Annotated in this window: 26 protein-coding genes; 17 read left to right on the top strand and 9 right to left on the bottom strand. The window is 64.0% G+C overall.

From position 1 onward, the window contains the following. Positions 1–89 precede the first annotated feature (89 nt). Both gatA and gatC read right to left on the bottom strand, forming a co-directional pair. A complete protein-coding gene (gatA, locus tag RQH62_RS04055) occupies positions 90–1577 on the bottom strand; it encodes an Asp-tRNA(Asn)/Glu-tRNA(Gln) amidotransferase subunit GatA (RefSeq protein ID WP_311267423.1) in 1488 nt (495 codons plus the stop codon). Further along, a complete protein-coding gene (gatC, locus tag RQH62_RS04050; RefSeq protein WP_093015170.1) occupies positions 1577–1864 on the bottom strand; it encodes an Asp-tRNA(Asn)/Glu-tRNA(Gln) amidotransferase subunit GatC in 288 nt (95 codons plus the stop codon). The genes gatA and gatC overlap by 1 nt, the downstream gene beginning before the upstream one ends. 108 nt (positions 1865–1972) lie before the next feature. Here gatC and RQH62_RS04045 point away from each other — a divergent pair, with 108 nt between their 5' ends. The 3 genes from RQH62_RS04045 to RQH62_RS04035 all read left to right on the top strand — a co-directional run bounded on the left by RQH62_RS04045 (position 1973) and on the right by RQH62_RS04035 (position 4100). Further along, positions 1973–3088 (top strand): DUF3089 domain-containing protein, encoded by a 1116-nt coding sequence (locus RQH62_RS04045; RefSeq protein ID WP_311267422.1) that lies wholly within the window; start codon positions 1973–1975, stop codon positions 3086–3088. Between the two features lie 31 nt (positions 3089–3119). Continuing rightward, positions 3120–3608, top strand: a complete 489-nt coding sequence (ruvX, locus tag RQH62_RS04040) for a Holliday junction resolvase RuvX (RefSeq protein WP_405053509.1) — start codon at positions 3120–3122, stop codon at positions 3606–3608. Between the two features lie 81 nt (positions 3609–3689). Further along, on the top strand, positions 3690–4100 hold the full coding sequence (locus tag RQH62_RS04035) for a Rap1a/Tai family immunity protein (RefSeq protein ID WP_311267421.1): 411 nt from the start codon (positions 3690–3692) through the stop codon (positions 4098–4100). 501 nt (positions 4101–4601) lie between these two features. On the opposite strand, the gene RQH62_RS04030 is transcribed toward RQH62_RS04035, so the two are convergent. Continuing rightward, positions 4602–4994 carry a MerR family transcriptional regulator gene (locus RQH62_RS04030; protein ID WP_311267420.1) on the bottom strand — a complete coding sequence of 131 codons (393 nt, stop codon included), beginning with the start codon at positions 4992–4994 and terminating at the stop codon, positions 4602–4604. Between the two features lie 68 nt (positions 4995–5062). Here RQH62_RS04030 and RQH62_RS04025 point away from each other — a divergent pair, with 68 nt between their 5' ends. Beyond that, on the top strand, positions 5063–5812 hold the full coding sequence (locus RQH62_RS04025) for a glutaredoxin (protein WP_311267419.1): 750 nt from the start codon (positions 5063–5065) through the stop codon (positions 5810–5812). A gap of 83 nt (positions 5813–5895) precedes the next feature. On the opposite strand, the gene RQH62_RS04020 is transcribed toward RQH62_RS04025, so the two are convergent. The 3 genes from RQH62_RS04020 to serB all read right to left on the bottom strand — a co-directional run bounded on the left by RQH62_RS04020 (position 5896) and on the right by serB (position 8747). Next, positions 5896–7386 carry a L,D-transpeptidase family protein gene (locus RQH62_RS04020; RefSeq protein ID WP_311267529.1) on the bottom strand — a complete coding sequence of 497 codons (1491 nt, stop codon included), beginning with the start codon at positions 7384–7386 and terminating at the stop codon, positions 5896–5898. A gap of 71 nt (positions 7387–7457) precedes the next feature. Next, positions 7458–7715 (bottom strand): hypothetical protein, encoded by a 258-nt coding sequence (locus RQH62_RS04015; protein WP_311267418.1) that lies wholly within the window; start codon positions 7713–7715, stop codon positions 7458–7460. Between the two features lie 153 nt (positions 7716–7868). Further along, positions 7869–8747: a phosphoserine phosphatase SerB gene (gene serB, locus RQH62_RS04010; protein WP_311267417.1), complete on the bottom strand. Its 879-nt coding sequence runs from the start codon at positions 8745–8747 to the stop codon at positions 7869–7871. Here serB and miaA point away from each other — a divergent pair. The 8 genes from miaA (at position 8746) to leuA (ending at position 16837) form a co-directional block, all read left to right on the top strand. Continuing rightward, complete coding sequence (miaA, locus tag RQH62_RS04005; protein ID WP_311267416.1) at positions 8746–9690, top strand: tRNA (adenosine(37)-N6)-dimethylallyltransferase MiaA; 945 nt, start codon at positions 8746–8748, stop codon at positions 9688–9690. The two genes, serB and miaA, sit on opposite strands and share 2 nt — an antisense overlap. 112 nt (positions 9691–9802) lie before the next feature. Continuing rightward, positions 9803–11554: an acetolactate synthase 3 large subunit gene (locus RQH62_RS04000; protein WP_311267415.1), complete on the top strand. Its 1752-nt coding sequence runs from the start codon at positions 9803–9805 to the stop codon at positions 11552–11554. 10 nt (positions 11555–11564) lie between these two features. After that, complete coding sequence (locus RQH62_RS03995) at positions 11565–11939, top strand: hypothetical protein (protein ID WP_311267414.1); 375 nt, start codon at positions 11565–11567, stop codon at positions 11937–11939. After that, entirely contained in the window at positions 11939–12454 is a 516-nt protein-coding gene (ilvN, locus tag RQH62_RS03990) for an acetolactate synthase small subunit (protein WP_311267413.1), read from the top strand. Before RQH62_RS03995 ends, ilvN begins: the two co-directional genes overlap by 1 nt. Positions 12455–12547: 93 nt before the next feature. After that, complete coding sequence (gene ilvC, locus RQH62_RS03985) at positions 12548–13567, top strand: ketol-acid reductoisomerase (protein ID WP_311267412.1); 1020 nt, start codon at positions 12548–12550, stop codon at positions 13565–13567. Between the two features lie 113 nt (positions 13568–13680). After that, positions 13681–14298, top strand: a complete 618-nt coding sequence (locus RQH62_RS03980; RefSeq protein WP_311267411.1) for a YceI family protein — start codon at positions 13681–13683, stop codon at positions 14296–14298. A gap of 5 nt (positions 14299–14303) precedes the next feature. Next, complete coding sequence (locus RQH62_RS03975; RefSeq protein WP_311267410.1) at positions 14304–14930, top strand: YceI family protein; 627 nt, start codon at positions 14304–14306, stop codon at positions 14928–14930. Positions 14931–15163: 233 nt separating this feature from the next. Continuing rightward, complete coding sequence (gene leuA / locus RQH62_RS03970) at positions 15164–16837, top strand: 2-isopropylmalate synthase (RefSeq protein ID WP_311267409.1); 1674 nt, start codon at positions 15164–15166, stop codon at positions 16835–16837. Positions 16838–16944: 107 nt separating this feature from the next. Here the strand turns inward: leuA and RQH62_RS03965 are convergent, their stop codons facing one another. After that, positions 16945–18312 carry a M20/M25/M40 family metallo-hydrolase gene (locus tag RQH62_RS03965; protein WP_311267408.1) on the bottom strand — a complete coding sequence of 456 codons (1368 nt, stop codon included), beginning with the start codon at positions 18310–18312 and terminating at the stop codon, positions 16945–16947. A gap of 186 nt (positions 18313–18498) precedes the next feature. On the opposite strand from RQH62_RS03965, the gene RQH62_RS03960 reads away from it, so the two are divergent. Both RQH62_RS03960 and trmFO read left to right on the top strand, forming a co-directional pair. Further along, positions 18499–19812: a dicarboxylate/amino acid:cation symporter gene (locus RQH62_RS03960; protein WP_311267407.1), complete on the top strand. Its 1314-nt coding sequence runs from the start codon at positions 18499–18501 to the stop codon at positions 19810–19812. Between the two features lie 27 nt (positions 19813–19839). Beyond that, entirely contained in the window at positions 19840–21183 is a 1344-nt protein-coding gene (gene trmFO, locus RQH62_RS03955; protein ID WP_311267406.1) for a methylenetetrahydrofolate--tRNA-(uracil(54)-C(5))-methyltransferase (FADH(2)-oxidizing) TrmFO, read from the top strand. 37 nt (positions 21184–21220) lie between these two features. Here the strand turns inward: trmFO and RQH62_RS03950 are convergent, their stop codons facing one another. After that, entirely contained in the window at positions 21221–21685 is a 465-nt protein-coding gene (locus RQH62_RS03950; protein WP_311267405.1) for a hypothetical protein, read from the bottom strand. A 44-nt stretch (positions 21686–21729) separates the two neighbouring features. Further along, the gene (locus RQH62_RS03945; RefSeq protein WP_311267404.1) at positions 21730–22389 is read right to left on the bottom strand and encodes a hypothetical protein; all 660 of its coding nucleotides are present in this window, start codon (positions 22387–22389) and stop codon (positions 21730–21732) included. 153 nt (positions 22390–22542) lie between these two features. Here RQH62_RS03945 and RQH62_RS03940 point away from each other — a divergent pair, with 153 nt between their 5' ends. From RQH62_RS03940 to RQH62_RS03930, 3 genes are read left to right on the top strand one after another with little or no spacing between them, the layout of a single operon-like run. Next, positions 22543–24546 carry a pilus assembly protein TadG-related protein gene (locus RQH62_RS03940; RefSeq protein ID WP_311267403.1) on the top strand — a complete coding sequence of 668 codons (2004 nt, stop codon included), beginning with the start codon at positions 22543–22545 and terminating at the stop codon, positions 24544–24546. Further along, a complete protein-coding gene (locus RQH62_RS03935; protein ID WP_311267402.1) occupies positions 24543–25139 on the top strand; it encodes a TadE/TadG family type IV pilus assembly protein in 597 nt (198 codons plus the stop codon). The genes RQH62_RS03940 and RQH62_RS03935 overlap by 4 nt, the downstream gene beginning before the upstream one ends. After that, positions 25139–25801, top strand: coding sequence for a TadE/TadG family type IV pilus assembly protein (locus tag RQH62_RS03930; protein ID WP_311267401.1), 663 nt, complete (start codon positions 25139–25141; stop codon positions 25799–25801). Before RQH62_RS03935 ends, RQH62_RS03930 begins: the two co-directional genes overlap by 1 nt. Positions 25802–25825: the final 24 nt, after the last annotated feature.

The following is a 25825-nucleotide window of genomic DNA, read 5'->3' as shown; positions in this document are numbered from 1 at the left end:
GCCCCATACAAAGGCCGACTATGTCAGCCAAAAGATAGACCAGCGGCAGAGCGATCGCCACCAATGCTATAGTGGCGACCTCTTCCATCTTACCACCACTTATCCGGCCGCGCCGTGAAGCCCGAACGCTCCTCGATCGCGAGCGCCGCGTTCAGCACGGTTTGCTCATCCAGCGCCTTGCCGATGATCTGGAGGCCGATCGGCAGTCCGGCCGAATCCAGCCCGCCCGGCACTGCCATCGCCGGCAGCCCCGCCAGCGAAGCCGGCACGGTGAAGACGTCGTTCAGATACATGGCCAGCGGATCGGCCTGCTTCTCGCCCAGCGCGAACGACGCGCTCGGCGCGGTCGGCGTCAGCAGCAGGTCGCACTTTTCAAAAGCCTGCTCGAAATCGCGCGCGATCAGCGCCCGGACCTTCTGCGCCTGCGTATAATAGGCGTCATAGAAGCCGGCCGACAGCACATAGGTGCCGATCATGATGCGGCGCTTCACTTCCGGCCCGAAGCCGGCAGCGCGGGTCGCGGCATACATGTCCTGCAAGCCCGCCCCATCGGGCAGGTCGCGCTGGCCGTAGCGCACGCCGTCGTAACGGGCGAGGTTCGAAGACGCTTCAGCCGGAGCGATGATATAGTAAGTCGGCAGCGCATATTTTGTATGCGGCAGCGACACTTCCACCACCTCGGCGCCGGCGTCCTGCAACCAGGCGATGCCGCGATCCCACATGGCGGAGATTTCTGCGTTCAGGCCATCGGGGCGATATTCCCTGGGAATGCCGACCTTCTTGCCCTTGAGATCGCTGGACAAATTGGCTTCCCACTGGGGAACCGCCAGATCGAGGCTGGTCGAATCCTTGGGATCGAAGCCCGACATCACCTCCAGCAGGATCGCATTGTCGCGCACCGTGCGCGCCATCGGCCCGGCCTGATCCAGCGACGACGCGAACGCCACGATGCCCCAGCGCGAGCAGCGGCCATAGGTCGGCTTAATGCCCGAAATGCCGGTGAAGGCGGCGGGCTGGCGGATCGAACCGCCGGTATCGGTCCCGGTCGCCGCCGGGCACAGCCTTGCGGAAATCGCCGAGGAGGAACCACCCGAAGAGCCGCCCGGCGCCAGCGCGACATTATCGCCACCGCCCCGCCGCCAGGGCGAGATGACATTGCCATAATAGCTCGTCTCGTTGGACGAACCCATGGCGAACTGGTCGAGGTTCAGCTTGCCCAGCATCCCCGCGCCCGCCGCCCAAAGCTTGCCCGACACAGTCGATTCATAGGTCGGCACGAAGCCTTCCAGCATGTGCGACGCGGCGGTGGTCTGTGTGCCTTCGGTGCAGAACAGATCCTTCATGCCGATCGGCACGCCAGCCAGCGCGCCCAGCGTTTCGCCCGCAGCCTTCGCCTTGTCGGCGGCATCGGCCGCTTCCAGCGCCTTTTCCGGCGTTTCCACGATGAAGGCGTTCAGCGCCTTGGCGGCTGCAACATTGGCGTTGAAGCCTTCCGCCACTTCGCGCGCCGAAAAATCGCCCGCACGAAAGCCGTCGCGGATTTCCGCAACCGTCAGATCAGTCAGATTGTTGGTCATTATTCGATCACCTTGGGCACCGCGAAGAAGCCATGTTCGGCCTGCGGCGCATTGGCCAGCACCTTGTCGCGCACATCGCCATCGTTGATGACGTCGTCGCGCAGGCGTTGATGGTTGGGGATGACGGCGGTCATCGGCTGCACGCCGGTCACGTCCACCTCGCCCAGTTGCTCCACCCAGCCAAGGATGTTGTTGAGTTCCGGCACCATGGCCTCCGCTTCTGCATCCGTCACCGAAATGCGCGAAAGGCTGGCGATCTTTTTCACGGTCTGAAGGTCTATCGACATGGGCCAAGCCGCTAGCACCCGCACTTGCCCGCTTCAAGCGGGTTTCGCGCCCCTTGCGCAGGACAGTCCCATGCGTCAGACAAGGCACGACAAATTCGGAGAGCAAGGGTGGCCCGCAAATTCCTCTATGTCATCGCGACGCTGGTCGTGCTGGTGATCGCGGCGTTGCTCGTCTTCGGCATCTGGGGCACGCAGTTGCTGCGCGCCGTCATGGTCCCGCGCAACGCCTTCGCCGAACTGCAACCGCTGCCCGCCGACGCCTATATCGACGCGACCATGTGGATCGCCCGGCCTGATATCCAAAATAACAACCCTGCGCTCTGGACGCCCGCTGGCGTGCCCCGGTCCAAACCCGGTCAGGCCGCCATCTTCTTTATCCACCCCACCAGCTACATCACCACATTGGGCGACGCTTATTGGAATGCCCGGCTGGATGACAAGGATACGGACGCCACCGCAAAGCGGTTCGTGATGGGACAGGCCAGCGCCTTCAACGCGGCCGGCACCGTCTGGGCGCCGCGCTACCGTCAGGCCAATTACGGCGCTTTCCTGACCGACAAGCCCGATGGCGACAAGGCGCTGGCCGCTGCCTATCGCGACGTCGCACAGGCCTTCGCCGCCTTCCTGAAAGCGAACCCCACCGGTCCGCTGATCCTGGCCGGCCACAGCCAGGGGTCACGCCACCTGTTGCAACTGCTGCGCGAACAGGTCGCCGGACAGCCGATCGCCGACCGCGTCGTCGCCGCCTATGTCGTGGGTTGGCCGGTATCGGTGGAGGCAGATTTGCCAGCCCTCGGCCTCCCCGCCTGCGCGCGGCAGGACCAGTCCCACTGCATCGTCAGCTGGCAAAGCTATGCCGAACCGGCCGATCCGTCCGCCGTTGTCGAAAGTTTCGAGCGCAAGACCGGCTATACCGGCCGCCCGCGCAAGGGCACGCATATGCTCTGCACCAACCCGATCACCGGTGCGTTCAACGGCGCGGCACCGGCCAGCGCCAATCTCGGCACGCTCGACGCGCGCGAACAGGGCCAGCCACCCAAGCTGCTGACCGGCATCGTGCCCGCCCGCTGCGACACCAGCGGCGTGCTGATGATCGGGGAGCCGGTCGACATGGGGCCGTTCACCCTGCCGGGCAACAACTACCATGTCTATGACTACAGCCTGTTCTGGGGCAATGTGCGGCAGGATGCGCAGAAACGACTGGCGGCCTTCCTAAAGAAGTGACTTGAGGCCCAGGACGTGACAGGGCAACGGCATGACTTCTGCACCCATCAAACTGGTAACCACCGACCGCGTCGCCTTTCGGCAAGCCCTGCCGCAGGGCGGGCGCCTGATCGGCATGGATGTCGGCACGAAGACGATCGGCCTCGCCCTGTGCGATGCGCAATGGTCGATCGCCAGCCCCGCCTACACCGTCACCCGCGGCAAGTTCAGCAAGGACAAGATCGGCCTGGCCGCCTTCATCGAACAGCAGATGGTGAAGGGCATCGTCATCGGCCTGCCGCTGAACCTCGACGGCACCAACAGCCCCCGCAGCCAGTCCAGCCGCGCCTTCGCCCATAATGTCGCGGATCTGGGCTGCCCGGTCCTGCTGTGGGACGAACGCTGGTCGACGCAGGCCGTCACCCGCACCCTGCTGGAAGCCGACGCCAGCCGCGCCCGCCGCGACGAACTGGTCGACAAACTCGCCGCCAGCTACATATTGCAGGGCGCGATCGACGGGCTGGTCGCGGGGCTGGAGTAACCACCCTCTCCACCTTATCCGTCACCCCGGCGCAGGCCGGGGTCTTAGGCCCAAAAGCGCCAAGGCTAGAGATAGAGACATATGAGCATGCACCCCCGCCTTTTCCGCTGCGCGATCCTCGCTGCCGCCATCCTGTTCCCCGCTGCTGCCAACGCCGGCTTCTACAGCGGCGACGAACTGTACGCGGCCTGCACGGCGGACAGGAACGGCAAGGATTATTTCGAGCGAAGCTATGAGTGCCTTGGCTATATCAGCGGGGCGGTGGACGCGTTCAACACGACGCGGGAGGCCAATAATCTCAAAAGCTGCCTTCCCGGCGGCGTGACGATCAACGAACTGCGCACCACCACAGTCAATTACCTGAGCAGGAACCCGATCGACCGCCAGAAATCCGCCTCCTCCCAGGTCTTCGCCGCTACCCGCAAGGCCTGGCCGTGCGCAACGCCGAAGAAGGCGCCGGCGAAGAAGAAAGCGACGCGCAAGAAGCGGTGAGGTGATGTCCGAATTGGGTGGAGAGCGGCCATTCCCCTCCCGCCTGCGGGAGGGGCAGCGAGACTTGCGCGCGCAGCGCGTTAGTCGCAGCGGGGTGGGCTATCGCGACGTCCAGCCCACCCCCTAGCCCCCTCCCGTAAACGGGAGGGGGGACATGTCCACTTCTGGTCGGTAGCGGACTTGTCCCTTCCTTTGATCTTCAACCGTCATCCCAGCGAAGGCTGGGATCTCAGGCAGGCACACGCTGCATTGACGGATAGCGCAAGACGGCCAGCTTCCTTCTATTGTCGCCTGAGACCCCAGCCGTCGCTGGGGTGACGACTATGAAGCAGGTCAAATATTAAATATCCGCCTTTGGTCGGCAGCCAGCCCTCACCGCCCTGTCCTACACGCCGCCCGCCTGCTAAAATCCGTTCGGCTCTTTCCACCGTCCGCTCCCCGCTTTCCGATAGGATCAGGCGCACGCAACATCATGTCCGAATCTGCGGGAAATGTGCGAAGTTAAGCGCCTTCCCCGTCGAACGCGGCGATGATCGGGCACGGCCCTTCCTCGCTGGCATGGCATTGGTGCGCCAGCCGCGTCAGCGCACTCCGCGCCGCCTGCAATTCCGCGATCTTGTGGTCCAGCGCCGCGATCCGCTCCGCCGCCAGTGCGCGTGCCCGCGCCCGGTCCTGCCCGGCGTCGAGCCGCAGCAATTCGCCGATCTGCTCCAATGTAAAGCCCGCCCCCTGCGCCGACCGGATGAAGGCCAGCCGCCGCGCGTCCGCCTCGCCATAGCGGCGAATCCTCTCCCCCCGCTCCGGCGTGTCGAGCAGGCCGCGCCGCTGATAATAGCGCACCGTTTCCACCCCGACGCCGCCAGCCTGCGCCAGCGCGGAAATCGTCATGCTCATCTCTTGACTCCGGACCATGGTACGGACCCTATATGGGCGGCATCCGATCAACCGGCAAGGATGCCCCGATGACCAGCCCCGCTCCAAAAAGCGCCAGCCTCTACCGCATGGTGATGCCCGGCCACACCTGCCCGTTCGGCGTCAAGGCGCGCTGGCTGCTGAAACGCCATGGCTATGCGGTGGACGATCACTGGCTGACGACCCGTGCCGAAACCGACGCTTTCAAGGCGCAGCATGACGTGAAGACCACCCCGCAAATCTTCATCGATGGGCAGCGGATCGGCGGCCATGACGATCTGCGCCGCTTTCTGGGCCTGCGGGTCAAAGACCCCAAAGCGACCAGCTATGTCCCGGTCCTCGCCGTCTTTCTCGTCGCCGCGCTGCTGGCGCTGGGCGTCAACTGGCTGACCTTCCTGCCGCTCCTATCCTTCACGGCACTGGAGCGGTTCGTGGCGATCGCGATGATGCTGCTCGCCATGCTGAAATTGCAGGATGTGGATCGGTTCGCGACCATGTTCCTGAACTACGATCTGCTCGCCCGGCGCCTGCCGCCCTATGGCCTCGCCTATCCCTTCCTCGAACTGGGCGCGGGCCTGCTGATGCTGACGCGGGCACTGGACTGGCTTTCCATCCCCGTCGCGCTGTTCATCGGCGGCATCGGCGCGGTATCGGTGTTTAAGGCGGTCTATATCGAGAAGCGCGAACTCAAATGCGCCTGTGTCGGCGGCAACAGCAATGTACCCCTAGGATTCGTGTCGCTGACCGAAAATGTGATGATGGTGGCGATGGCGCTGTGGATGCTGGCAGGTATCCACTGACCAAAAGACGGATGTTGGTAGGCATCGGACACTAATCCAATCCCGTTCGCTTCTCGACTTCGCTCGAAACGAACGGACGTTGGTTAGTCCCCATCCCGTCCATAGACATCGGGCAGGAACTGCACCCCGGTCGCGGTCGGCACGGCGGTCAGATAGGTCAGGTACACCGGCACGGGCTGGGGCAGCGGTTCATGCTGCTCCGGCGCGTCGCTGCCGGCAGTGGGCGTCTTGCCAAAGAACCAGCGCCCCAGTCGCTGCGCATCCTCCAGCCGGACGCAGCCATTGCTGTAATGGCGATCCTCCTTGGCAAACAGGTCGCGCTGCGGCGTGTCGTGCAGGTAGATGCCGAGGTCGTTGGGGAACATGAACTTGATCCGCCCCATCGCATTGCTGCCGCCCGGTAATTGCCGCACCCGCACTTCGTTCTGCCCAGCGGCCACCGCCTGCCAGTCGATCGCGCTCTGCGCCAGCGGCGCGGCATTGGCGGTCCAGTCGGTCAACGCCTCATATCGCATCCCCTTGAGCGACCCGCCGGCCAATATCCTGGGCGCGACCTTGCGCTCCACCAGATCGGTCGGGATGTTCCAATAGGGATTCAGCGTCGCATAGCGGATCATGCCCGCCATCAGCGGCGTCGGCGATTCCTTCGCCCCGGCGACGACCTTCATCGTCCCGTCCATCGCCCCCTTGCTGTAATAATATAGCCGGGCCGACGCCGCATCCACCACCACATGCCGGGTCCATGGTCCGGGCAGCAGCCGCGCCCGCTCCAGATTGAGCGCCAGCAAATGCTCATAGCGCGCCGGCCCAGCATTGAGCGCGCCGATCGTCATCGCGCCGGCCACGCCATCGGGCTTCAGCCCATGATCGGTCTGGAACGCCTTGACCTTCGCCACCAGCGCCTTGTCATAAGCGACCCCGTCGCTCAGCCCCATGCGATGGCGGAGCAGCGCGATTTCCGACACCTTGCCACCGGGGCGCAGCTTGACGTCCTGCGGAATCTGGATCGCCGGCAAGCCGCCCCATTTGTCCATATAGCCCGCCCGCGCCGCGCGCAGCCGCATGTAGAGCGGGCTCATCCAGCCGGCGGACTGGATATAGTCGGTCAGCGACGGCGCGAGTGAGGCGGCACGCACGATATCGGCCGGACCGGGCGGCTTGGTATCGAGTTCCGCATCCAGATAACGGATCTTCACGCCACGGGCGGGGCGGCGCATGTCGGCGACCAGATCGGCAAAGGCGCGCGACAGCGCCAGATCGGCGCGGGCCAGTGCCTTGGGCGTGCCCTCGCTATCCGCCGCCTCGATCAATTTCTCCAGATCGCGCCCGCCATAGCTGCGCGGGTTCAAACCGTCGGCATCGCTCTGGTCGATCAGTGCCAACAGCGCGTCGGCCTGCGGGCCGATGCGCTTATTTTCGACCCAGAGCGGCCAATAGCCACGCGGGGCGTAGAAATCCTTATATTTGCCGCTGACACCCGCGCGAATTTCGGCGGCCACGCTCGACCTAGCGGCGTCGACAGCGGCCTTGCCCTGCGCCAGCGCAACAGGCGCAGGCACGGCAGCCGCGACCATCAGGCCAACGATCAGCGCAGGGACAAGCGATGGGGCGCGACAGAGTCGCCGCGCCCGAAAAGCTGCGTGGATCAGCCGCGTTCTCCCCGACGCGACGGCGCCGGCGGCGGGGGTGGCGGCGGGCATGGCGGACCCTGAACCGCGTGATAGATGCCATCGGCGGTGTAATAGCCGTCGACATAACCATCCCCATCGCGGTCGGCAGCGACCGTGCCGGCGATGGCGCCGGGGCCGACGGGCGGTGCGGACGTCACCGGCGCTTCATTCTTGGAGCAGGCGCTCAGGGCAAGCAGCCCGCCAGCGGCCAAAGCCAGATATTTGATGTGCATAATCACTCCCTGGACGCTTAGGCGGCGGGGCCGCCCTGCGCCGTTAGACCTCTCGCCGCGACCCGTGCGGCTCGATGCCAACGCCCCAGACAGGGATTAAATCCATTACCCGACCGAAATGACGGTGAAGCGTTCGCTTTCAGCGCCGGTCCGTTATGCGCTTACCCATTGTGCTGAAGGGATGCCCTGTGCGTAGAGCAGCACCGACAGGTCGCCATGGACGATCTCCGCCGCCGCCGCCTCGCGGGTCTTGGGCTTGGCGTGATAGGCTACGCCCAGCCCCGCGCCCTGAATCATCGGAATATCGTTGGCGCCGTCGCCCACCGCCAGCGTCAGCGCCCGGTCGACGCCGCCCGCGATCGCCGCCTCCAGTTCGGTCCGCTTGCGCGCGGCATCCACGATCGGCGTGGTCACGGTGCCCAGCAAGGCGCCGTCTGCGATCTCCAGCACATTGGCGACATGCACATCGAAACCGATCTCCTCCGCCACCGGCCCGGTGAACCGGGTGAAGCCGCCCGACACCAGCAGCGTCCGTGCGCCCCGCGCCTTCATCGTGCGGACCAGCGCCTTGGCCCCGCCCATAATAACCACCCGCTCGGTACGGCACTGGTCGATCGCGCTGTCGGACAGCCCCTTCAGCAGCGCGACCCGGCCATGCAGCGCGCCTTCGAAATCCAGCTCGCCACGCATCGCCCGTTCGGTGATCTCGGCAATCTGCGGCTTGATCCCGGCATAGTCGGCCAGTTCGTCGATGCACTCGACGGTGATCATGGTGGAGTCCATGTCCGCGATCAGCAGCGCCTTTTCGCGGCCCGCGACGGGCTGGACGATCACGTCCACCTTCTCGCCCACATCCGTCAGCGCGGCGCGGGCTGCGACGGGATCGACCGCGAAGAAGATATCGGCTGCTTTGCCGTCGTCCAGCCAAACAACCTCGCCCGGCTCGCAGCCCGCATCGCGCAGCCGATCGACCGCCTGCGCAATATCCCCCTGCCCGATCGAGCCACTTGCCACTAAGGTCGCGACGAACATGTCAAACTCCGAACCAGAAACCGGCGAATCCCGCCCACGGGTCGCGCTTATTGCCGGGCCGACCGCCAGCGGCAAGAGTGCGCTGGCCATTGCCCTCGCCAAAGCCACCGGCGGCGTCGTCATCAACGCCGACGCCAGCCAGGTCTATGCCGACCTGGCGATCCTGTCCGCCCGTCCCTCTCCGGAGGAAATGGGCGACGTCCCCCACCGCCTGTTCGGCCATATCGACGGTGCGGAGGCCTGCACCGCGCCGCGCTGGGCGGCCGAAGCGAAGGCGGAAATCGCCGCAGCTCACGCGGTCGGTCGCCTGCCCGTGCTGGTCGGCGGCACCGGCCTCTATATCCGCACCCTGCTGGACGGCATTGCGCCGGTGCCCGAGATCGATCCCGATATCCGGGCCACCGTTCGTGCCCTGCCTGTGGCGGAAGCGCACGCAGCTCTGGCCAAGGAAGACCCGGAAGCCGCCGCTCGCCTCGCTCCAGCCGATACAACCCGCGTCGCCCGCGCGCTGGAAGTCATGCGATCGACCGGCAAGCCACTCAAGATATGGCAGCAGCATAAGGAAGGCGGCATCGCCAACCGGATTACCCTCGCCCCGATGATCCTGCGCCCGCCGCGCGACTGGCTGATCGATCGGTGCGACCGTCGCTTCGTCCAGATGATGGAGGGCGGCGCGATCGAAGAAGTCACTCAATTGCTCACCCGCAATCTCAACCCCGACCTGCCGGTCATGCGGGCGATCGGCGTGCCGGATATTGCCGCCTATCTTAAAGGCGACAGCGAGTTGGACAGTTGCATCGCCGCAGGAAGCCTGGCCACCCGCCAATATGCCAAGCGCCAATATACTTGGTTCACCAACCAGCCCCCGCCCGGCTGGCCGCGCGAAGGCCGCGCCATTAATGACAAGATCATTGGTGAATTAGCAACTAAATTACAACATTAGCGCTTGACCCGTCATTTTCTGTCCACTAGAGGCAGGCGCCTTGCCATTAAAGGCATGCGGGCGCAAAGCACGCCCGTATCGAGAGAATTTCATCAAACGGAGGAGTATCATCGTGGCCGAAAAGAGCGGCGCGGACATATTGGTTCAATGCCTGGTCGATCTGGGCGTCGAAGTCGTGTTCGGTTATCCGGGTGGCGCGGTGCTACCCATTTATGATGCGCTCTATAATCACCCCACGATCAAGCATGTGCTAGTCCGCCACGAACAGGGCGCGACCCACATGGCGGAGGGCTATGCCCGCTCCACCGGCAAGCCCGGCGTCGTTCTGGTCACGTCCGGTCCGGGCGCGACCAATGCCGTCACCGGCATCACCGACGCGCTGATGGATTCGATCCCGATGGTCGTCATCACGGGTCAGGTGCCCACGCAACTGATCGGCACGGACGCTTTTCAGGAAGCGGACACGATCGGCATCACGCGCCACTGTTCCAAGCATAATTATCTGGTGAAGACGCCGGCCAAGCTGGCCGAAGTCATTCATGAGGCTTTCCATATCGCCACCACCGGCCGCCCCGGCCCGGTCGTCGTCGATATCCCGAAAAACGTCCAGATCGCGACCGCGCCCTATGCCAAGCCGGAACTGAAGGTTCATGCCAGCTATCATCCGCAGACCAAGGCGGATGCGGCAGGTATCGACGCAGCGGTCGAAATGCTGGCCGCAGCCGAGCGCCCGATCCTGTATACCGGCGGCGGCGTCATCAACAGCGGCCCTCAGGCTACTGCGCTGCTGCGCGAACTGGCGGCGCTGACCGGCGCGCCCGTCACCTCGACCCTGATGGGTCTGGGTGCCTTCCCCGCATCGTCCGACCAGTGGCTGGGCATGCTGGGCATGCACGGCACCTATGAAGCCAATTGGGCGATGAATCAGGCTGACCTGATCCTGTGTGTCGGCGCGCGCTTCGACGACCGCGTGACCGGCCGCCTCGACGCCTTCGCGCCCAACAGCCGCAAGATCCATATCGATATCGACCGCAGCTCGATCAACAAGATCGTCGATGTCGACGTCGCCATCGTGGCCGATGTTGGCAGCGCGCTGGACGATATCATCGCCCTGTGGAAGCAGCGCAATCACCAAAAGGTGGACCTCACCGAATGGTGGGCGCGGATCGCCGGCTGGCGCGCGCGCAAGAGCCTGGACTATGCCGAAAACGGCGTCGAGATCATGCCCCAGCGCGCAATCGCCGATCTCTATGCGGCGACCAAGGCGACCGGCAAGGACGTCATTATCACCACCGAAGTCGGCCAGCACCAGATGTGGGCGGCCCAGCATTTCGGCTTCGATGCGCCCAACAAGTGGCTGACGTCCGGTGGCCTTGGCACCATGGGTTATGGTTTCCCCGCCGCGATCGGCGCACAGATGGGCAATCCCGACAGCATCGCCATCTGCATCGCGGGCGACGCCTCGGTCCAAATGAACATTCAGGAACTGGGCACCGCCAGCCAGTATCGCCTGCCGGTGAAGCTATTCATCCTGAACAATGAATATATGGGCATGGTCCGCCAGTGGCAGGAACTGACCTATGAAAGCCGCTATTCCAACAGCTATTCGGACAGCCTGCCCGACTTCGTGAAGCTGGGCGAAGCCTATGGCTGGACCGGCATCCGCATCGAAGGACCGCAGGAACTGGAGGCCGGCATCCGCCAGATGCTGGAAACCGACGGTCCGGTGATCGTCGATTGTCGCGTGGCCAAGATGTCGAACTGCTTCCCGATGATCCCATCGGGCGCAGCGCACACCGAAATGCTGCTCGACCCCAGCCAGGTCGAAGGCGTAATGTCCGACGAGGCAAAGGCTCTGGTCTGAAGGTGACGCTGTGACCCAGCATCTGAAACTCCGCATCCATGTGACGGAACCGTGGGATTTCGAAAGGATCGCAGGCACGGCGGACCTGACCGGCTGGACCATCGACCATGCCGACCCGGACAATGAGGAATGGGAAGTGCATCTGGACGAGGGGTTCGACTTTAACGAGCGGCATATCGGCACCCTGCTGGCCAGCCCTCGTTATGTCGGCGAACAACTCACCCGCATGTTCGATGCCGTGGCGGGCTTCCCCGTCCGCCTCGCCCATCGCCAGGACGGCAGCTGGCACTTCGCCTTTGCCGCCATGATTTCACAGCGCCACGACAAAGCCGATGAAGACGGCCATGACGGGCACGAAGATACTGATAACGGGACCATCATCTGATGCATATCCAGGAAGAACTCAGCCAGCGACACGTTCTGTCGCTGACGGTTTCGAACGAGGCCGGCATATTGGCGCGCATCGCGGGCCTGTTTACCGCGCGCGGTTATAATATCGACAGCCTGACCGTGGCGGACATCACGCAGGACCATGGCGTCAGCCGCATCACCATCGTCACCAATGGCCCGCCCAAGGTGATCGACCAGATCATCGCCCAACTCGACCGGCTGGTGCCGGTGCACAAGGTCACCGACCTGACCGAGGCCGGCCCCTTCGTCGAGCGCGAACTGGCGCTGGTGAAGGTCGCGGGCACGGGCGAGGACCGGATCGAAGCCCTGCGCCTGGCCGACGTGTTCCGCGCCAAGGTGGTCGACACGACGATCGAAAGCTTCATCTTCGAAATCACCGGCACGACCGACAAGATCGACAATTTCGTCGGCCTGATGCGCCAGATCGGTCTGGTCGAAGTCGGTCGCACCGGCGTGGTCGGCCTGATCCGGGGTACGCAGGCCAACTGAATTTTTTCGCTCGCGTCCCCTCCACGGGGCGCTTCTGTTTCCATGTCATTGTCTAACGCCTCCCGCATGGGAGGACGAGAAGGGGTTAATCCAATGAAGGTTTATTACGATCACGACGCGGACATCGGCCTGATCAAGGGCAAGAAGGTCGCCATCCTGGGTTACGGTTCGCAGGGTCACGCCCATGCGCAGAACCTGCGTGACAGCGGCGTCGCCGAAGTGTGCATCGCGCTGCGCGCCGGTTCGCCGTCCGCCAAGAAGGCCGAAGGCGCAGGCTTCAAGGTTCTGCCCAACGCCGAAGCCGCCGCATGGGCCGACGTGTTCATGATCCTGGCGCCCGACGAGCATCAGGCCGCCATCTATGCCGCCGACGTGCACGCCAACCTGCGCGCCGGCGCGGCGCTCGCCTTCGCCCATGGCCTGAACGTCCATTTCGGCCTGATCGAACCGCGCAAGGATGTGGACGTCATCATGATCGCGCCCAAGGGTCCGGGCCACACCGTGCGCAGCGAATATCAGCGTGGCGGCGGCGTCCCCTGCCTGATCGCGGTCCATCAGGACGCGACCGGCAACGCCCATGACATCGCCCTGTCCTATGCTTCGGGTGTTGGCGGCGGCCGCAGCGGCATCATCGAAACCAACTTTCGTGAAGAATGCGAAACCGACCTGTTCGGTGAGCAGGCCGTGCTGTGCGGCGGCGCGACCGCGCTGGTCCAGGCCGGTTTCGAAACCTTGGTCGAAGCCGGCTACGCGCCGGAAATGGCCTATTTCGAATGCCTCCACGAACTGAAGCTGATCGTCGACCTGATGTATGAAGGCGGCATCGCCAACATGCGCTATTCGATCTCGAACACCGCCGAATATGGCGACATCAAGACCGGCCCGCGCATCATCACCGAAGAAACCAAGAAGGAAATGAAGCGCGTATTGGCCGACATCCAGTCGGGCCGCTTCGTCAAGGACTTCGTTCTGGACAACCGCGCCGGCCAGCCGGAGCTGAAGGCAAGCCGCATCGCCGCCCAGCGTCACCCGATCGAGGAAACCGGCGCGAAGCTGCGTGCCATGATGCCCTGGATCGGTGCCAACGCACTGGTGGACAAGGAAAAGAACTGATCCGGATTCAGGCCGGAAACGGAACGATCCGTTTCCGCTTATGGCTCTGGAACTTGGCGGGGGCGCGGCATATTCTTGCCGTGCCCCTTGACCGTTTCTGGAGTCTCTTTTTCATGCGTAAATTTCTGATCCCCGCCGCCGCCCTGATCGCCATTGCCGGCGGCACCGTCGTCATCGCCCAGGGCGCCGCGACGCCCGGCACCAAGGATGTCGCCAAAGTGACCGGCGGCACCTATGCCGTCGAACCCAGCCACACCCAGATCGTCTTCGCCTATGATCATATGGGCTTTACCAACAATCTGGGCGTGATCGCCCAGCCCACCGGCACGCTGACGCTGGACAAGGCCAACCCGGCCGCATCGAAGGTGTCGATCGAAGTGCCGATCGCGAACCTCACCACCGGCATTCCCGCGCTGAACGAGCATCTGGCCAAGGCCGAATTCTTCGACGCCGCCAAATTCCCGACCGCGACCTTCGTGTCGACCAGCGTGAAGCCCGAAGGCGCGACTGGCGCGACCATCAGCGGCAACCTGACGATCAAGGGCATCACCAAGCCGGTGACGCTGGACACCGAATTTTACGGCGCCGGCGCCAACCCGATGAACAAGAAGGAAAATATCGGCTTCGTTGCGACCGGCACGATCAAGCGCAGCGATTTCGGCATGGGCATGGCGGTGCCGGTTGTCGGCGACGCGGTGGAACTGAAGATCATCGCCGCGTTCCAGAAGTAAACATAATGCGCACGCCGGCCCAGTTCGCCCTGCTTTTCAGCATGGTCGCGCTTGTGCCGGCGGCCGCTGCGCCACCAATCGTTACGCCGCCCGCGTCCCCCGCGCGGGCGGCGCTTTACGCGCCGGGTCATTATGCGGTCGATAGCGAAGCGACCAAAGTGTATTTCCATGTGAAGGCACTGGTCGGCGGCTATGAGGGCGACTTCCTCGCCCCCGAAGGCAGCGTCGTCATCGACCCCGCCCGGCCCGACCGCGCCACCGTCGACATCCGCTTCCCGGTCGAGAAGCTGACCACTGGCGATGCTTCTACCGACGCCATGCTGAAAGGCGACAGCTTCTTCGACATGCGCCAATATCCCACCATCCGCTTCGCCGCGCAGGATGCGCCGCTGGTGAATGGCGATACGCCCACGCCGGTTGCCGGCGAACTCACCATGCATGGACAGACCCGCCCCGTCACCCTCTCCGTCCGGCTGGTCGGCACCACCCCGGATGAAGCCCCCGGCCTGTCGGTGCTGCACTTCGCCGGGACGATGACGGTCGAACGCAGCCATTATGGCATGGGCTTTGGTCGCCCCTTCGTGTCCGACCATGTGGACCTGACCATCGACGCAATATTCCGTCGCGGCTGAACGGCCCCGCGAAAGAAACATCTTTACCCCTGCCCCCAAAAAAGGTTAAGGGGCGGCATCATGCAGCGCGTTTCGCTTCTTACCCTGCTACGACTTACACGCCCTTAGGCGTGGCTTTTGTGCTGCCTTCCGGCTAAGGGCAGCGTCGATCCGCCTAAGGGCATCCAGAACAGTCAAGTCGTACCCCGGAAGCGCCTTTATGCGCGCTCCGTGTCAGGAAGTAGTTTGATCCCATGATGCTGACCGATCCCTCGCAAAAATACCGCGCCTTCCCGCAGGTGGACCTGCCCGACCGCCAGTGGCCGTCCAAGGTCATCACCAAGGCGCCCCGCTGGCTGTCCACCGACATGCGCGACGGCAACCAGTCGCTGATCGACCCGATGAACGCGGAAAAGAAGCGCCGCTTCTTCGACCTGCTGCTCAAGGTCGGCGTGAAGGAGATCGAGGTCGGCTTCCCCGCCGCCGGCGCGACCGAGTTCGATTTCATTTCCGGGCTGGTGAAGACCGGCGCGATCCCCGACGACGTCATGCCGCAGGTGCTGACGCAGGCGCGCGAAGACCTGATCGCCACCACTTTCGAAAGCCTGCGCGGCGCGAAGCAGGCGATCGTCCATGTCTATAACGCAATCTCGCCGACATGGCGCAACATCGTGTTCCAGATGGAGCGGCCGCAAATCCGCGACATCGCGATCCACGCCGCAAAGCTGCTGCGCGACAACGCCGCCAAGCAGTCCGACACCGACTGGCATTTCGAATATAGCCCTGAAACCTTCTCCACCGCCGAACTGGATTTCAGCCTGGAATGCTGCGAAGCGGTGATGGACATTCTCCAGCCGACGCCCGAGCGTCCGCTGATCCTGAACCTGCCCGCCACCGTTGAGTGCGCGACGCCCAATATCTATGCCGACCAGATCGAATGGATCTGCCGCAATATCTCGCGCCGCGACAGCGTGGTGATCTCGCTGCACACCCATAATGACCGGGGCACCGGCGTCGCGGCGGCGGAACTGGGCATCATGGCCGGCGCCGACCGCGTCGAAGGCTGCCTGTTCGGTAATGGCGAACGCACCGGCAACTGCGATCTGGTGACCGTCGCACTCAACATGTACACGCAGGGCATCAACCCCGAACTGGACTTCAGCGACATCGACGAAGTCATCCAGACCGTCGAATATTGCAATCAGCTGCCCGTCCACCCGCGCCATCCCTATGCCGGCGAACTGGTTTTCACCGCCTTTTCCGGCAGCCATCAGGACGCCATCAAGAAGGGCTTTGCCGCGCAGGAAGCGCGCAACGACCTGTTCTGGAACGTCCCCTATCTGCCGATCGACCCCAAAGATCTGGGCCGCGATTATGAAGCGGTGATCCGCGTGAACAGCCAGTCCGGCAAGGGCGGCGTTGCTTGGGTGCTGCAACAGGACAAGGGCTATAAGCTGCCCAAGAAGATGCAGGCCGACTTCTCGAAGGTGGTGCAGAATCTGGCCGACCAGTCCAGCCGCGAACTCAACGCCGCCGACATCGGCGAGGCGTTCGAAGCGCATTATTGCCTGACCGGCGACCAGCCCTATGCGCTGATCGACTATCATGAAAGCGGCGCAGCGGGCGACCGCATCTTCACTGGCAAGATCGCGCATGAAGGCGGCGAGCGCAGCATTTCCGGGCGCGGCAATGGCCTGCTCTCCTCGGTGCTGGCCGCGCTGCGCGACGAACTGGGCGTAAGCCTCGAAATCGCGGACTATAGCGAACATGCCATCGGCGCGGGCAGCGACGTGAACGCCGCCGCCTATGTCGAATGCCGCACCGCCGACGGTCGCACCGTCTTCGGCGTCGGCACCGACAGCGACGTCGCGACCGCATCGGTCAAGGCCGTGCTGTCCGCCGCCAACGGGATTGCGGTGCGGGGTTAAGCCCCGCCGCTCCCTTTCGTCATCCCAGCGAAGGCTGGGATCTCTCTTCTTCTGCGCGACCGGTGTAAAAGAAAGGGAGATCCCAGCCTGCGCTGGGATGACGAGCGCTACTTCGCCAAAGCACGGACCACCCGATCCCACTGCTCCAGTGATTCCGGGATGCCTGCCACCGGCACCCGCTCGTTCAGACCATGGGCGAAACCGTCCTCGGCCTTCATGAACAGGCTGGACACGCCGTAACTCGGCACGCCCAAAGCGCGGAAATAGAGGCTGTCGGTGGCGCCTGCCGACATGCCCGGCATCACCGCGATCCCCGGCGACCGCGCCAATACGGCACCGCGCACCGCCCGCATCACATCCCCGCGCAAGGGAGATGCATCGCTCGCCAGCGGATCGCCCAGCGTCTTCACCGTCGCGCTGGGATCATTGACCACCTTCACCAGTTGCGCCTTCACATCCTCGATTCCCACGCCGGGGAAAATGCGGCAATTGACGCTGACCTTCGCGCTTTGCGGCAGGGCGTTGAGCGCATGGCCCGCCTGCGCCATGGTCGCGACGCAGGTGGTGCGCACCTGCCCGATAAATTCCGGCCGGGTGGACAGCAATTCCGCCGCCGCCGCATCTCCGCTCTGCGCATAGCGCTTCATCGCCTGCCCCACTTCGCCACCGATCCGTTCGGACGACAGCGCCAGCGATGCCTTGGTCAGTTCGTTGCGCATCGGTGGAAACTTGTACGCCGCAATCGCGTCGATTGCCTTTGCCATACGATAAATCGGGTTACCCGGCGTCGGCGCGCTGGAATGGCCGCCCGCATCGGTGAAGGCGAACTCAAAATCGGCATAGCTCTTCTCGCCCGCCTGCAACTGGTACAGCACCGGCTTGCCCTCATCATTCAGCAACCCGCCACCGCCATCGCCGTTCAGCAGCAGTTCCAGTCCCTTATATTGCTGCGACAGCGCCTTGGTCGTCACCATGTCGGTTTCCTCGTCCCCCGAAAGGATCAGGATGACGGTGCGGCGCGGCTTCCAGCCTTCCTTCTTCAACTGCGCCATGGTCGCGACCATCATCGCGACGTCATATTTATTATCTTCCGACCCGCGCCCGAAAATATAGCCATTTTCCTCCACCGGGACGAAGGGATCGCGGGTCCAGTCCGCCCGGTCCGCCGCCACAACATCCATATGGCCGATCAGGCCCAGCGGCTTCAGCCTGGGATCGCTCCCTTTGATCGTCGCGGCAAAGGTCGCCGTCTCGCCCATCGGCGTGATGACGATATCGCCGTCGGCAAAGCCCGCAGCCTTCAGCACCGACGCATAATAGGCCGCCAGCCTGGGCACCTGCCCTTCCCCCTGCACCGTCTTGATCGCCACGGAGCGCATCAGGATATCCTTGGCCGCGCCCGCATCGGCCGCCGCCTGCGCGCCCTGCGGCAGGGCCAGCAGCGCCGCCCCCAGAAATACGCCCCGCATATCCATATATTTGCACTCCCTGATGGACCGATGCTGCATCTGTGGCATAGCGGATCGGCCGGGCCAATGCGTTTGACCGGCTGCATGGAAAGAGGGCCACCTCATCCCTGTTTTACGTCAGTCAAGAATTGCTTGCGCGCAATCGGCCCGCCTCCCCCCATATAGGCCGCCGGTCGCCCAGAGGAAAAAGTCATGGCCCTCCATTATCGCAGTTTCGGATTTCAGGTTTTGGCCGGCATGGTCGTGGGGCTGCTGCTGGGCCTGGTCGCACGGCAGATCGGCGCTGGGCCGGACGGCGACCTCAACTGGCTGGCGACCACGCTCAAGACGGTCGGCTCGATCTTCGTGTCGCTGCTGAAGGCGATCGTGCCGCCTCTGGTCTTCGCCGCTATCGTCGCATCGATCGCCAATCTGCGCGCGCTCGACAATGCGGCCCGCCTCGCCGGACAAACCCTGCTCTGGTTCGCCATCACCGCCCTGATCGCAGTCGCCATCGGCATCGCCATCGGCGTCATTGTGCAGCCGGGCGCTGGCCTGCACGGCACCACGCTGGCGATGGGCAAGAGCGACAGCATGGGCGGCTGGCTCGATTTCCTGAAAGGTCTGGTCCCCGGCAACAGCCTGGCCCTGTCGGGCAGCACCAAGATCACCGATGGTTCAGCCTCCACCAGCATCAGCTTCAACATCCTGCAATTGCTGGTCATCTCGATCGCGGTCGGCCTCGCCACGCTCAAGGTCGGTGACAAGGCCGAACCCTTCCTCGCCTTCGTTCGCTCGCTGCTGGCGGTGGTCCGCGCGCTGCTTGGCTGGGTCATTCGCCTGACGCCGATCGGTTCGGCGGCGCTGATCGGCACTGCCATCGCCACCTATGGCTGGAGCGCGCTGGCGCAGCTCGGCACCTTCACCGCCGCCATCTATCTGGGCCTCGCGCTGGTGTTGCTGGTCGTCTACCCGACACTGCTGATCGCCAACGGCCTGAAACCCGGCGCCTTCTTCGCCAAGGCCTGGCCGGCGATCCAGTTGGGCTTCGTCTCGCGCTCCTCGGTCGGCACCCTGCCCGTCACCGAAGCCGTGACCGAGCGCCTCGGCGTCGATAAGGGCTATGCCGCCTTCGCCATCCCGCTGGCCTCGACCACCAAGATGGACGGCTGCGCCTCCATCTATCCTGCGCTCGCCGCGATCTTCGTCGCGGGCTTCTACGGCATCCCGCTCCACTTCATCGACTATGTGCTGATCGTGTTCGTCTCCGTCATCGGTTCCGCCGCGACGGCGGGCCTGACCGGCGCGATCGTGATGCTGACGCTGACGCTGTCGACACTGGGCCTGCCGCTGGAGGGCGTGGGCCTGCTGCTCGCCATCGACCCGATCCTCGACATGGGCCGCACCGCGGTCAATGTCGCGGGACAGGTGCTGGTCGGCGTTATCGTCGCCAAGCGCGAAGGGATTTTGGACGAGGCGGCCTATTATGGCGCGGGCGATCCGACCGGCGAACAAGCGTTGACCTGACGCCCGCGTGGGACCATGGACGGCCCCATGACACAGCATCAGGTTCACATCATCGGCGGCGGCATGGCCGGTACCGAAGCGGCATGGCAATTGGCGCAGGCCGGCATCAAGGTCCGCCTGTCCGAAATGCGTGGCAGCGGGGATACGACGCCCGCGCATCAGACGGACGGCCTTGCAGAACTGGTCTGCTCCAACAGCTTCCGGTCCGACGATGCGGACAAGAATGCCGTGGGCCTGTTGCATCAGGAAATGCGCCGGCTTGGCTCGCTCATCATGGCCAGCGCCGAACCGGCCAAGGTGCCCGCCGGCTCCGCGCTCGCCGTCGATCGCCACGTCTTTTCCGACGCCGTCACCCGCGCGCTGGCCGAGCATCCCAATGTGGAGATCGTGCGCGAACGGATCGACACGATCCCGGCCGAAGGCATGACCATCATCGCCACCGGCCCGCTGACCGCCCCCGGCCTCGCGCAGAGCATCGGGCAGGCGGCGGGGATGGATCATCTGGCGTTCTTCGACGCGATCGCACCCGTCATCCATCATGACAGCATCGACATGGACCAGTGCTGGATGGCCAATCGCTGGGACAAGATCGGTCCCGGCGGCGGCGAGGGCAAGGATTATATCAACTGCCCGATGGACAAGGACCAGTATCAGGCCTTCGTTCAGGGATTGCTCGACGGCGAAAAGACCGAGTTCAAGGAATGGGAGAGCAACACCCCTTATTTCGAAGGCTGCATGCCGATCGAGGTCATGGCGTCACGCGGGCCGGAAACGCTGCGCCATGGGCCGATGAAGCCGATGGGGCTGGACAATCCGCGCACCGGCCGCTGGCCCTATGCGGTGGTGCAGTTGCGGCAGGATAATACCAGCGGCACGCTGTGGAACATGGTCGGCTTCCAGACCAAGCTGAAGCATGGCGCGCAAGTCGAACTGTTCCGTACCATCCCCGGTTTGCAGAATGCCGAATTTGCGCGGCTGGGCGGGCTGCATCGCAACACCTTCATCCAGTCGCCAAAGCTGCTCGACCAGACGCTGCGGTTGAAGAGCGCCCCGCATATCCGCTTCGCCGGACAGATGACGGGCTGCGAAGGCTATGTCGAAAGCGCTGCGATCGGCCTGATCGCCGGGCGTTTCGCCGTGGCCGAACTGCTGGGCCGCGACCTGACCCCGCCGCCGGCCGACACGGCGCTCGGCGCGCTGCTCGGCCATGTGACGGGCAATGTCGCGACCGCCGACTATCAGCCGATGAACGTCAATTTCGGCCTGTTCCCAACGCTGGACGATGTGAAGAAGAAGCAGCGCAAGGAAGCCTATACCGCCCGCGCCCGCGCCTCCTTCGGCGTGTGGATGGGGGATATGGAGATCGCCTGAGCCACATGTTCCCCGGCGTAGGCCGGGGAACCAGATATCAGCATTTGCACTTCGCCTTCACCGCTCGCTTCGGCGCGGTCGCGGCAAACTCCGCAGGCGTCAGCTTGCCGTCCTTGTCGGCATCCGCCGCGCCGAACCGATCCGACGTAGCCACCGCCCATTCCTCGAAGGACAGCAGATTGTCGCCGTCCTTGTCGAGCGCCTTGAACGCCTTGGTGCGGCTGCCCATCATCTCGACGCGGGTAATGACCCCGTCGCGGTTCCGGTCGTAACGAGCAAAACGCTTCTGCTCGCGGCTCTGCGGGCTGGCCTCGCCGGGCATGGGTGGCGCCTCTCCGACAGCATCGGGATCGCCTTCTGGCAGGCTTTCGACTTCGGGCGGTGGCGGCGGCGCTACGGCCAGTTGCGGCACCGGCGCATTGTCGGCCCGCCCCTGCCACCAGAACAGCCCGCCTGCGACCAGCAGCAGCGCCGCCATGCCGCCCGCCAGCAATCGCCCCATGCCGCCCTCCTCCGTTCGTCGCAGGGCCAGCCTATCCCGACAATCTAGCGCCCGACAAGCGCGATTCGCAGCAGTCGCCATGCCAGTGATCGCGAGATGCCGGTCGGCGCCCCGCGCCCCTCCGCCACATCCTGCCGCGCCAGCGTGAAGGCGATGCGCAGCGGCTTCCAGTTCCGCGTCCATTGCGCGCCCTCGGCCTGCGGCAACAAGGTCTGCGCCAGTTCCAGCGCTGCCGTCGCCAGCGCGTCGTCCCCGACATGGCCTGCCAGATCCCAGAGCGCCCAGACCTGCCCCGCCGCTATCAGCCAGTCCGGTGCCTGCTCCACATCGGCCAGCGCCCGGAACAGGCCGCCGCCGCGCCCGACTGCATAGTCGCGCAGGCCCAGCAGGTCGATCTCCGGCTCGACCACCAGCACTTCCCAGCCGTCGATCACCGCCGACAGGCCGGGCAGGTCGATCGCCCTGCATGCCCGCATGGCGTCAACCACCGGCTCTCCCTGCCCTTTTACCCCGGCACCATCGTCGATGACGTCATTCCACCAGGCCAGGCGCATCTGCCCGATCATCGCCTCGCTGGTGGTTCGCGCCACCTTCGCCAGCCGCGCGTCGAACGCCCACAGCGCCCGGTGCCGATCGACCTGCCCACCCGCATGGGCGCTCAGCAATATCGCCAGCGGCGGCAGCGCGTCATCGCCTAGCCTCACGCCGCGACTCCTGCATCGGCAGGCATTCGCCAAGTTATCGGTCCTTTAACCATCTTCCTCATACACATTCTAACGAGTGCGCCTGCATAGGCGGACAGGCTGCCCGACCCATCATTGGGGGGTGTCGGGCGCGACATGGGTGATTGCAGGCAAATGGGCAAGACAAACGAGCAACCGATGGGCTTTCTGAAGCGTCTGGCGAAGAACCAGGCGGGCAACACCATGGCGATCGTCGCCGCGGCGATCATCCCGCTCGCGGCACTGATTGGCGGCGGCCTGGACATGAGCCGCGCCTATATGGCCCGCGCCCGTATGCAGCAGGCCTGCGACGCCGCCGCACTGGCCGGCCGACGTGCCATGACCGGATCGTCCATGTCCACGTCCGACATTGCCGAAGCGCGGAAATTCTTCGACTTCAACTTCCCGCAGGGCACGTTCCAGACCGCGACCTTCACCCCGGTCATCCAGAGCAAACCCGGCGAGACGACCACGGTGCAGGTCACGGCAGACTCGACCATGCCCACCACGGTCATGAAGATCTTCAAATATGAAACGCTGCCGCTCAGCGTGACCTGCGAAAGCCGTTTCGACATCGGCAATACCGATGTCATGCTGGTGCTCGACACCACCGGCTCCATGTCCAGCAACATGACCGATACCGACGGCACCACCATGACGCGCCTCGCCGCGCTAAAGCTGGCGGTCAAGGATTTCTACGACACGCTGGGCGCGGGATCGGATACGACCGGCCGCATCCGCTACGGCTTCATGCCCTATAGCTCGACCGTCAATGTCGGCTATTCCCTGCCGACCAGCGCGCTGGTCGGCGGCACGACCGGCGAAACCTGGAACTATCAGACCCGCCGTCGCTATATCAGCAGCTATACCTCATCGACCAGCAACGGCACCTGGACATATAAATCCGGATCCACCAGCGCCGGAAGCGGAACAGCAACCAACTCTGGAAGCTGTCCTTCACTGCCCGCCGACACCACATCGCAATCTCAAAGCTCGTCCAGTTCGTCCAGCACTGATGGCTCCGGCGTGATTACGACGACCACCGTGACAACCCGGGTTACGACGGGAACAAGCTATAGCTGGAAATCGACCAGTGCCTGCTCGCGCTCGGGGAACACCTATTCGCGTCAGTGGAACTCGGTCACCTACAACAGCTATACCGAAACCGATACCGACGTCGTCACCCAAACCCCGAATTATAGCTGGCAATATGGCCAATATCCGCTCGATGTGTCGGGCTATGTCGCGGGCAATGCTGTCGCCAACCCTACCTATGTTACCGGCGCGACCACGGATAGCAACAACACCACCGTGTCGGCCACCAACACCTGGTCGGGCTGCATCGAGGAACGCGATACCGATAGCAGCATCACTACATCGACATCGACCAGTTCGGTGCCGAGCGGCGCCTATGATCTTCAGATCGACACGGCGCCCACCGATACGGCGACCAAATGGCGCCCCCATTGGCCCGATGTCGAGTTCGACCGCAGCGGTCGCTGGCTGAACGACAATCGCCTGACGGACTATCGTGCCGGCACCGGCGGCTGGAACGCCTGCCCCAGCAAGGCGCGCAAGCTGGCCAGCTATACCAACCGCTCGGCCACGCCGGCCGGCATGACCGGCAGCTTCGACAATTATGTCGATGGACTAATCGCAATCGGTGGCACCTATCATGACATCGGCATGATGTGGGGTGCGCGCTTCCTGTCGCCGACCGGCATTTTCTCCAGCGAGAACAGCGCCGCGCCCAACGGCTTCAACATTTCGCGCCATATCATCTTCATGACGGACGGTGACATGAGCGCCTATGATGCGGTCTATGGCGCCTATGGCTATCAGAAGCTGGACGGCCGCGTAGCATCGACCAGCACGGGCAACTCCAGCCTGACCGCGATCCACAAGCGCCGTCTGGAAATCATGTGCAACGCGATCAAGGGCAAGGGCATCAACATCTGGGTGGTGGGGTTCAAGGACAAGCCGGCAACCGGCGTTCTGGACTCCGCCATGTTGGATGACGAACTGCAATCCTGCGCCAACAGCAGCAACCACTGGTTCATGGCCTATACGCCATCGACCCTGCGCCAGAAGTTCAAGGATATCGCCAAGAATATCGGCGGGTTGAGGCTGTCGCAATGATCGGCCGGACCGCCCGCTTCCTGGCCCGGCTGCGCGATCATGTGCGCGGCGCGACGCTGCTGGAATTCGGCCTGGTGGCCGGGCCACTGATCCTGACGATCATGGCGATCGGCGACCTGGGCTATCAATCCTATCTGCGTGCCGTGACCCGCGGCGTGCTGGAAAAGGCGGCGCGATCCGCCTCGGTCGGCACGCTCAACAGCACGGACATCGACACCTATATCGAGGCGCAGATGGCGGCGATCAATTCCAAGAACGGCACCACATCGACCACCAAGAAAAGCTATTATAACTTTTCCCGCGTCGGCAAGCCGGAGAAGATCACCACCGACACCGCGCCGCTCGGCACCTATAATGTCGGCGACTGCTATGAGGATGCCAATGGCAATGGCAGTTACGACACCAATAGTGGCGCCAGCGGTCTGGGCGGTGCGGACGACATCGTCTATTATGAAGTGACGATATCGATGCCGCGTCTCTTCCCGCTCGCCAAGATGCTGGGCTGGAGCGCGACCCAGTCCGCCACCGCCTCCACCATGGTCCGCAACCAGCCCTGGGCCAATCAGGGTACACCGACGATCAGGTGCAGTTGATGACGCGCCTTCATACTCTTCGCGCCCTGCTGCGCCGCCTGCGCCGTGACGATCGCGGTCTGGCGCTGATCGAGTTCGCCTTTTCGCTGCCGGTGCTGGTCGTGCTGTGCATGGCCGGTCTGGAGTGCGCGAATCTGGCGCTGGCGCATATGCGCGTCAGCCAGGTGGCGATGCTCGTGGCCGACAATGCCTCGCGTGTCCGTACCTCGATTGATGAGGCCGACGTCAACGAGATCATGACCGGCGCCGATCTGTCGACCAATTCGCTGGCACTGAAAGCCAATGGCCGGATTTTCCTGTCCGACCTCGAATCCAACGGCAAGAGCGGCAGCAATGCGGGCTATTATATCCGCTGGCAGCGCTGCTGGGGCACGGGCAGTTTCACCTCGCAATATGGCGTCGCCGGAGACGGCACCAACGACGCCACGCTGAAATATGGCATGGGTCCGGGTACCACCGCCGCGACCAAGGTGGCCCCGGCGAGCGGCACTGCGGTGATGTTCGTGGAGGTCGCCTATAACTACCAGCCGCTGATCACCAATTCGATCTTCGGCGCAAAGGTCATCCGCTACACCAGTGCCTTCAACGTGCGCGAACGGACCGATCAGGCGATCAAGAATGCCGGCAATCTGGCAACGTCGGCTACGGCATCCTGCTCCTGATACATATTGCGCGCACCGCTACCT

The organism is Sphingobium sp. WCS2017Hpa-17, assembly GCF_031843765.1.
Lineage (GTDB): Bacteria > Pseudomonadota > Alphaproteobacteria > Sphingomonadales > Sphingomonadaceae > Sphingobium.
The sequence above is the reverse complement of the archived record's forward strand: the minus strand, read 5'-3'. Positions and strand labels throughout refer to the sequence as shown.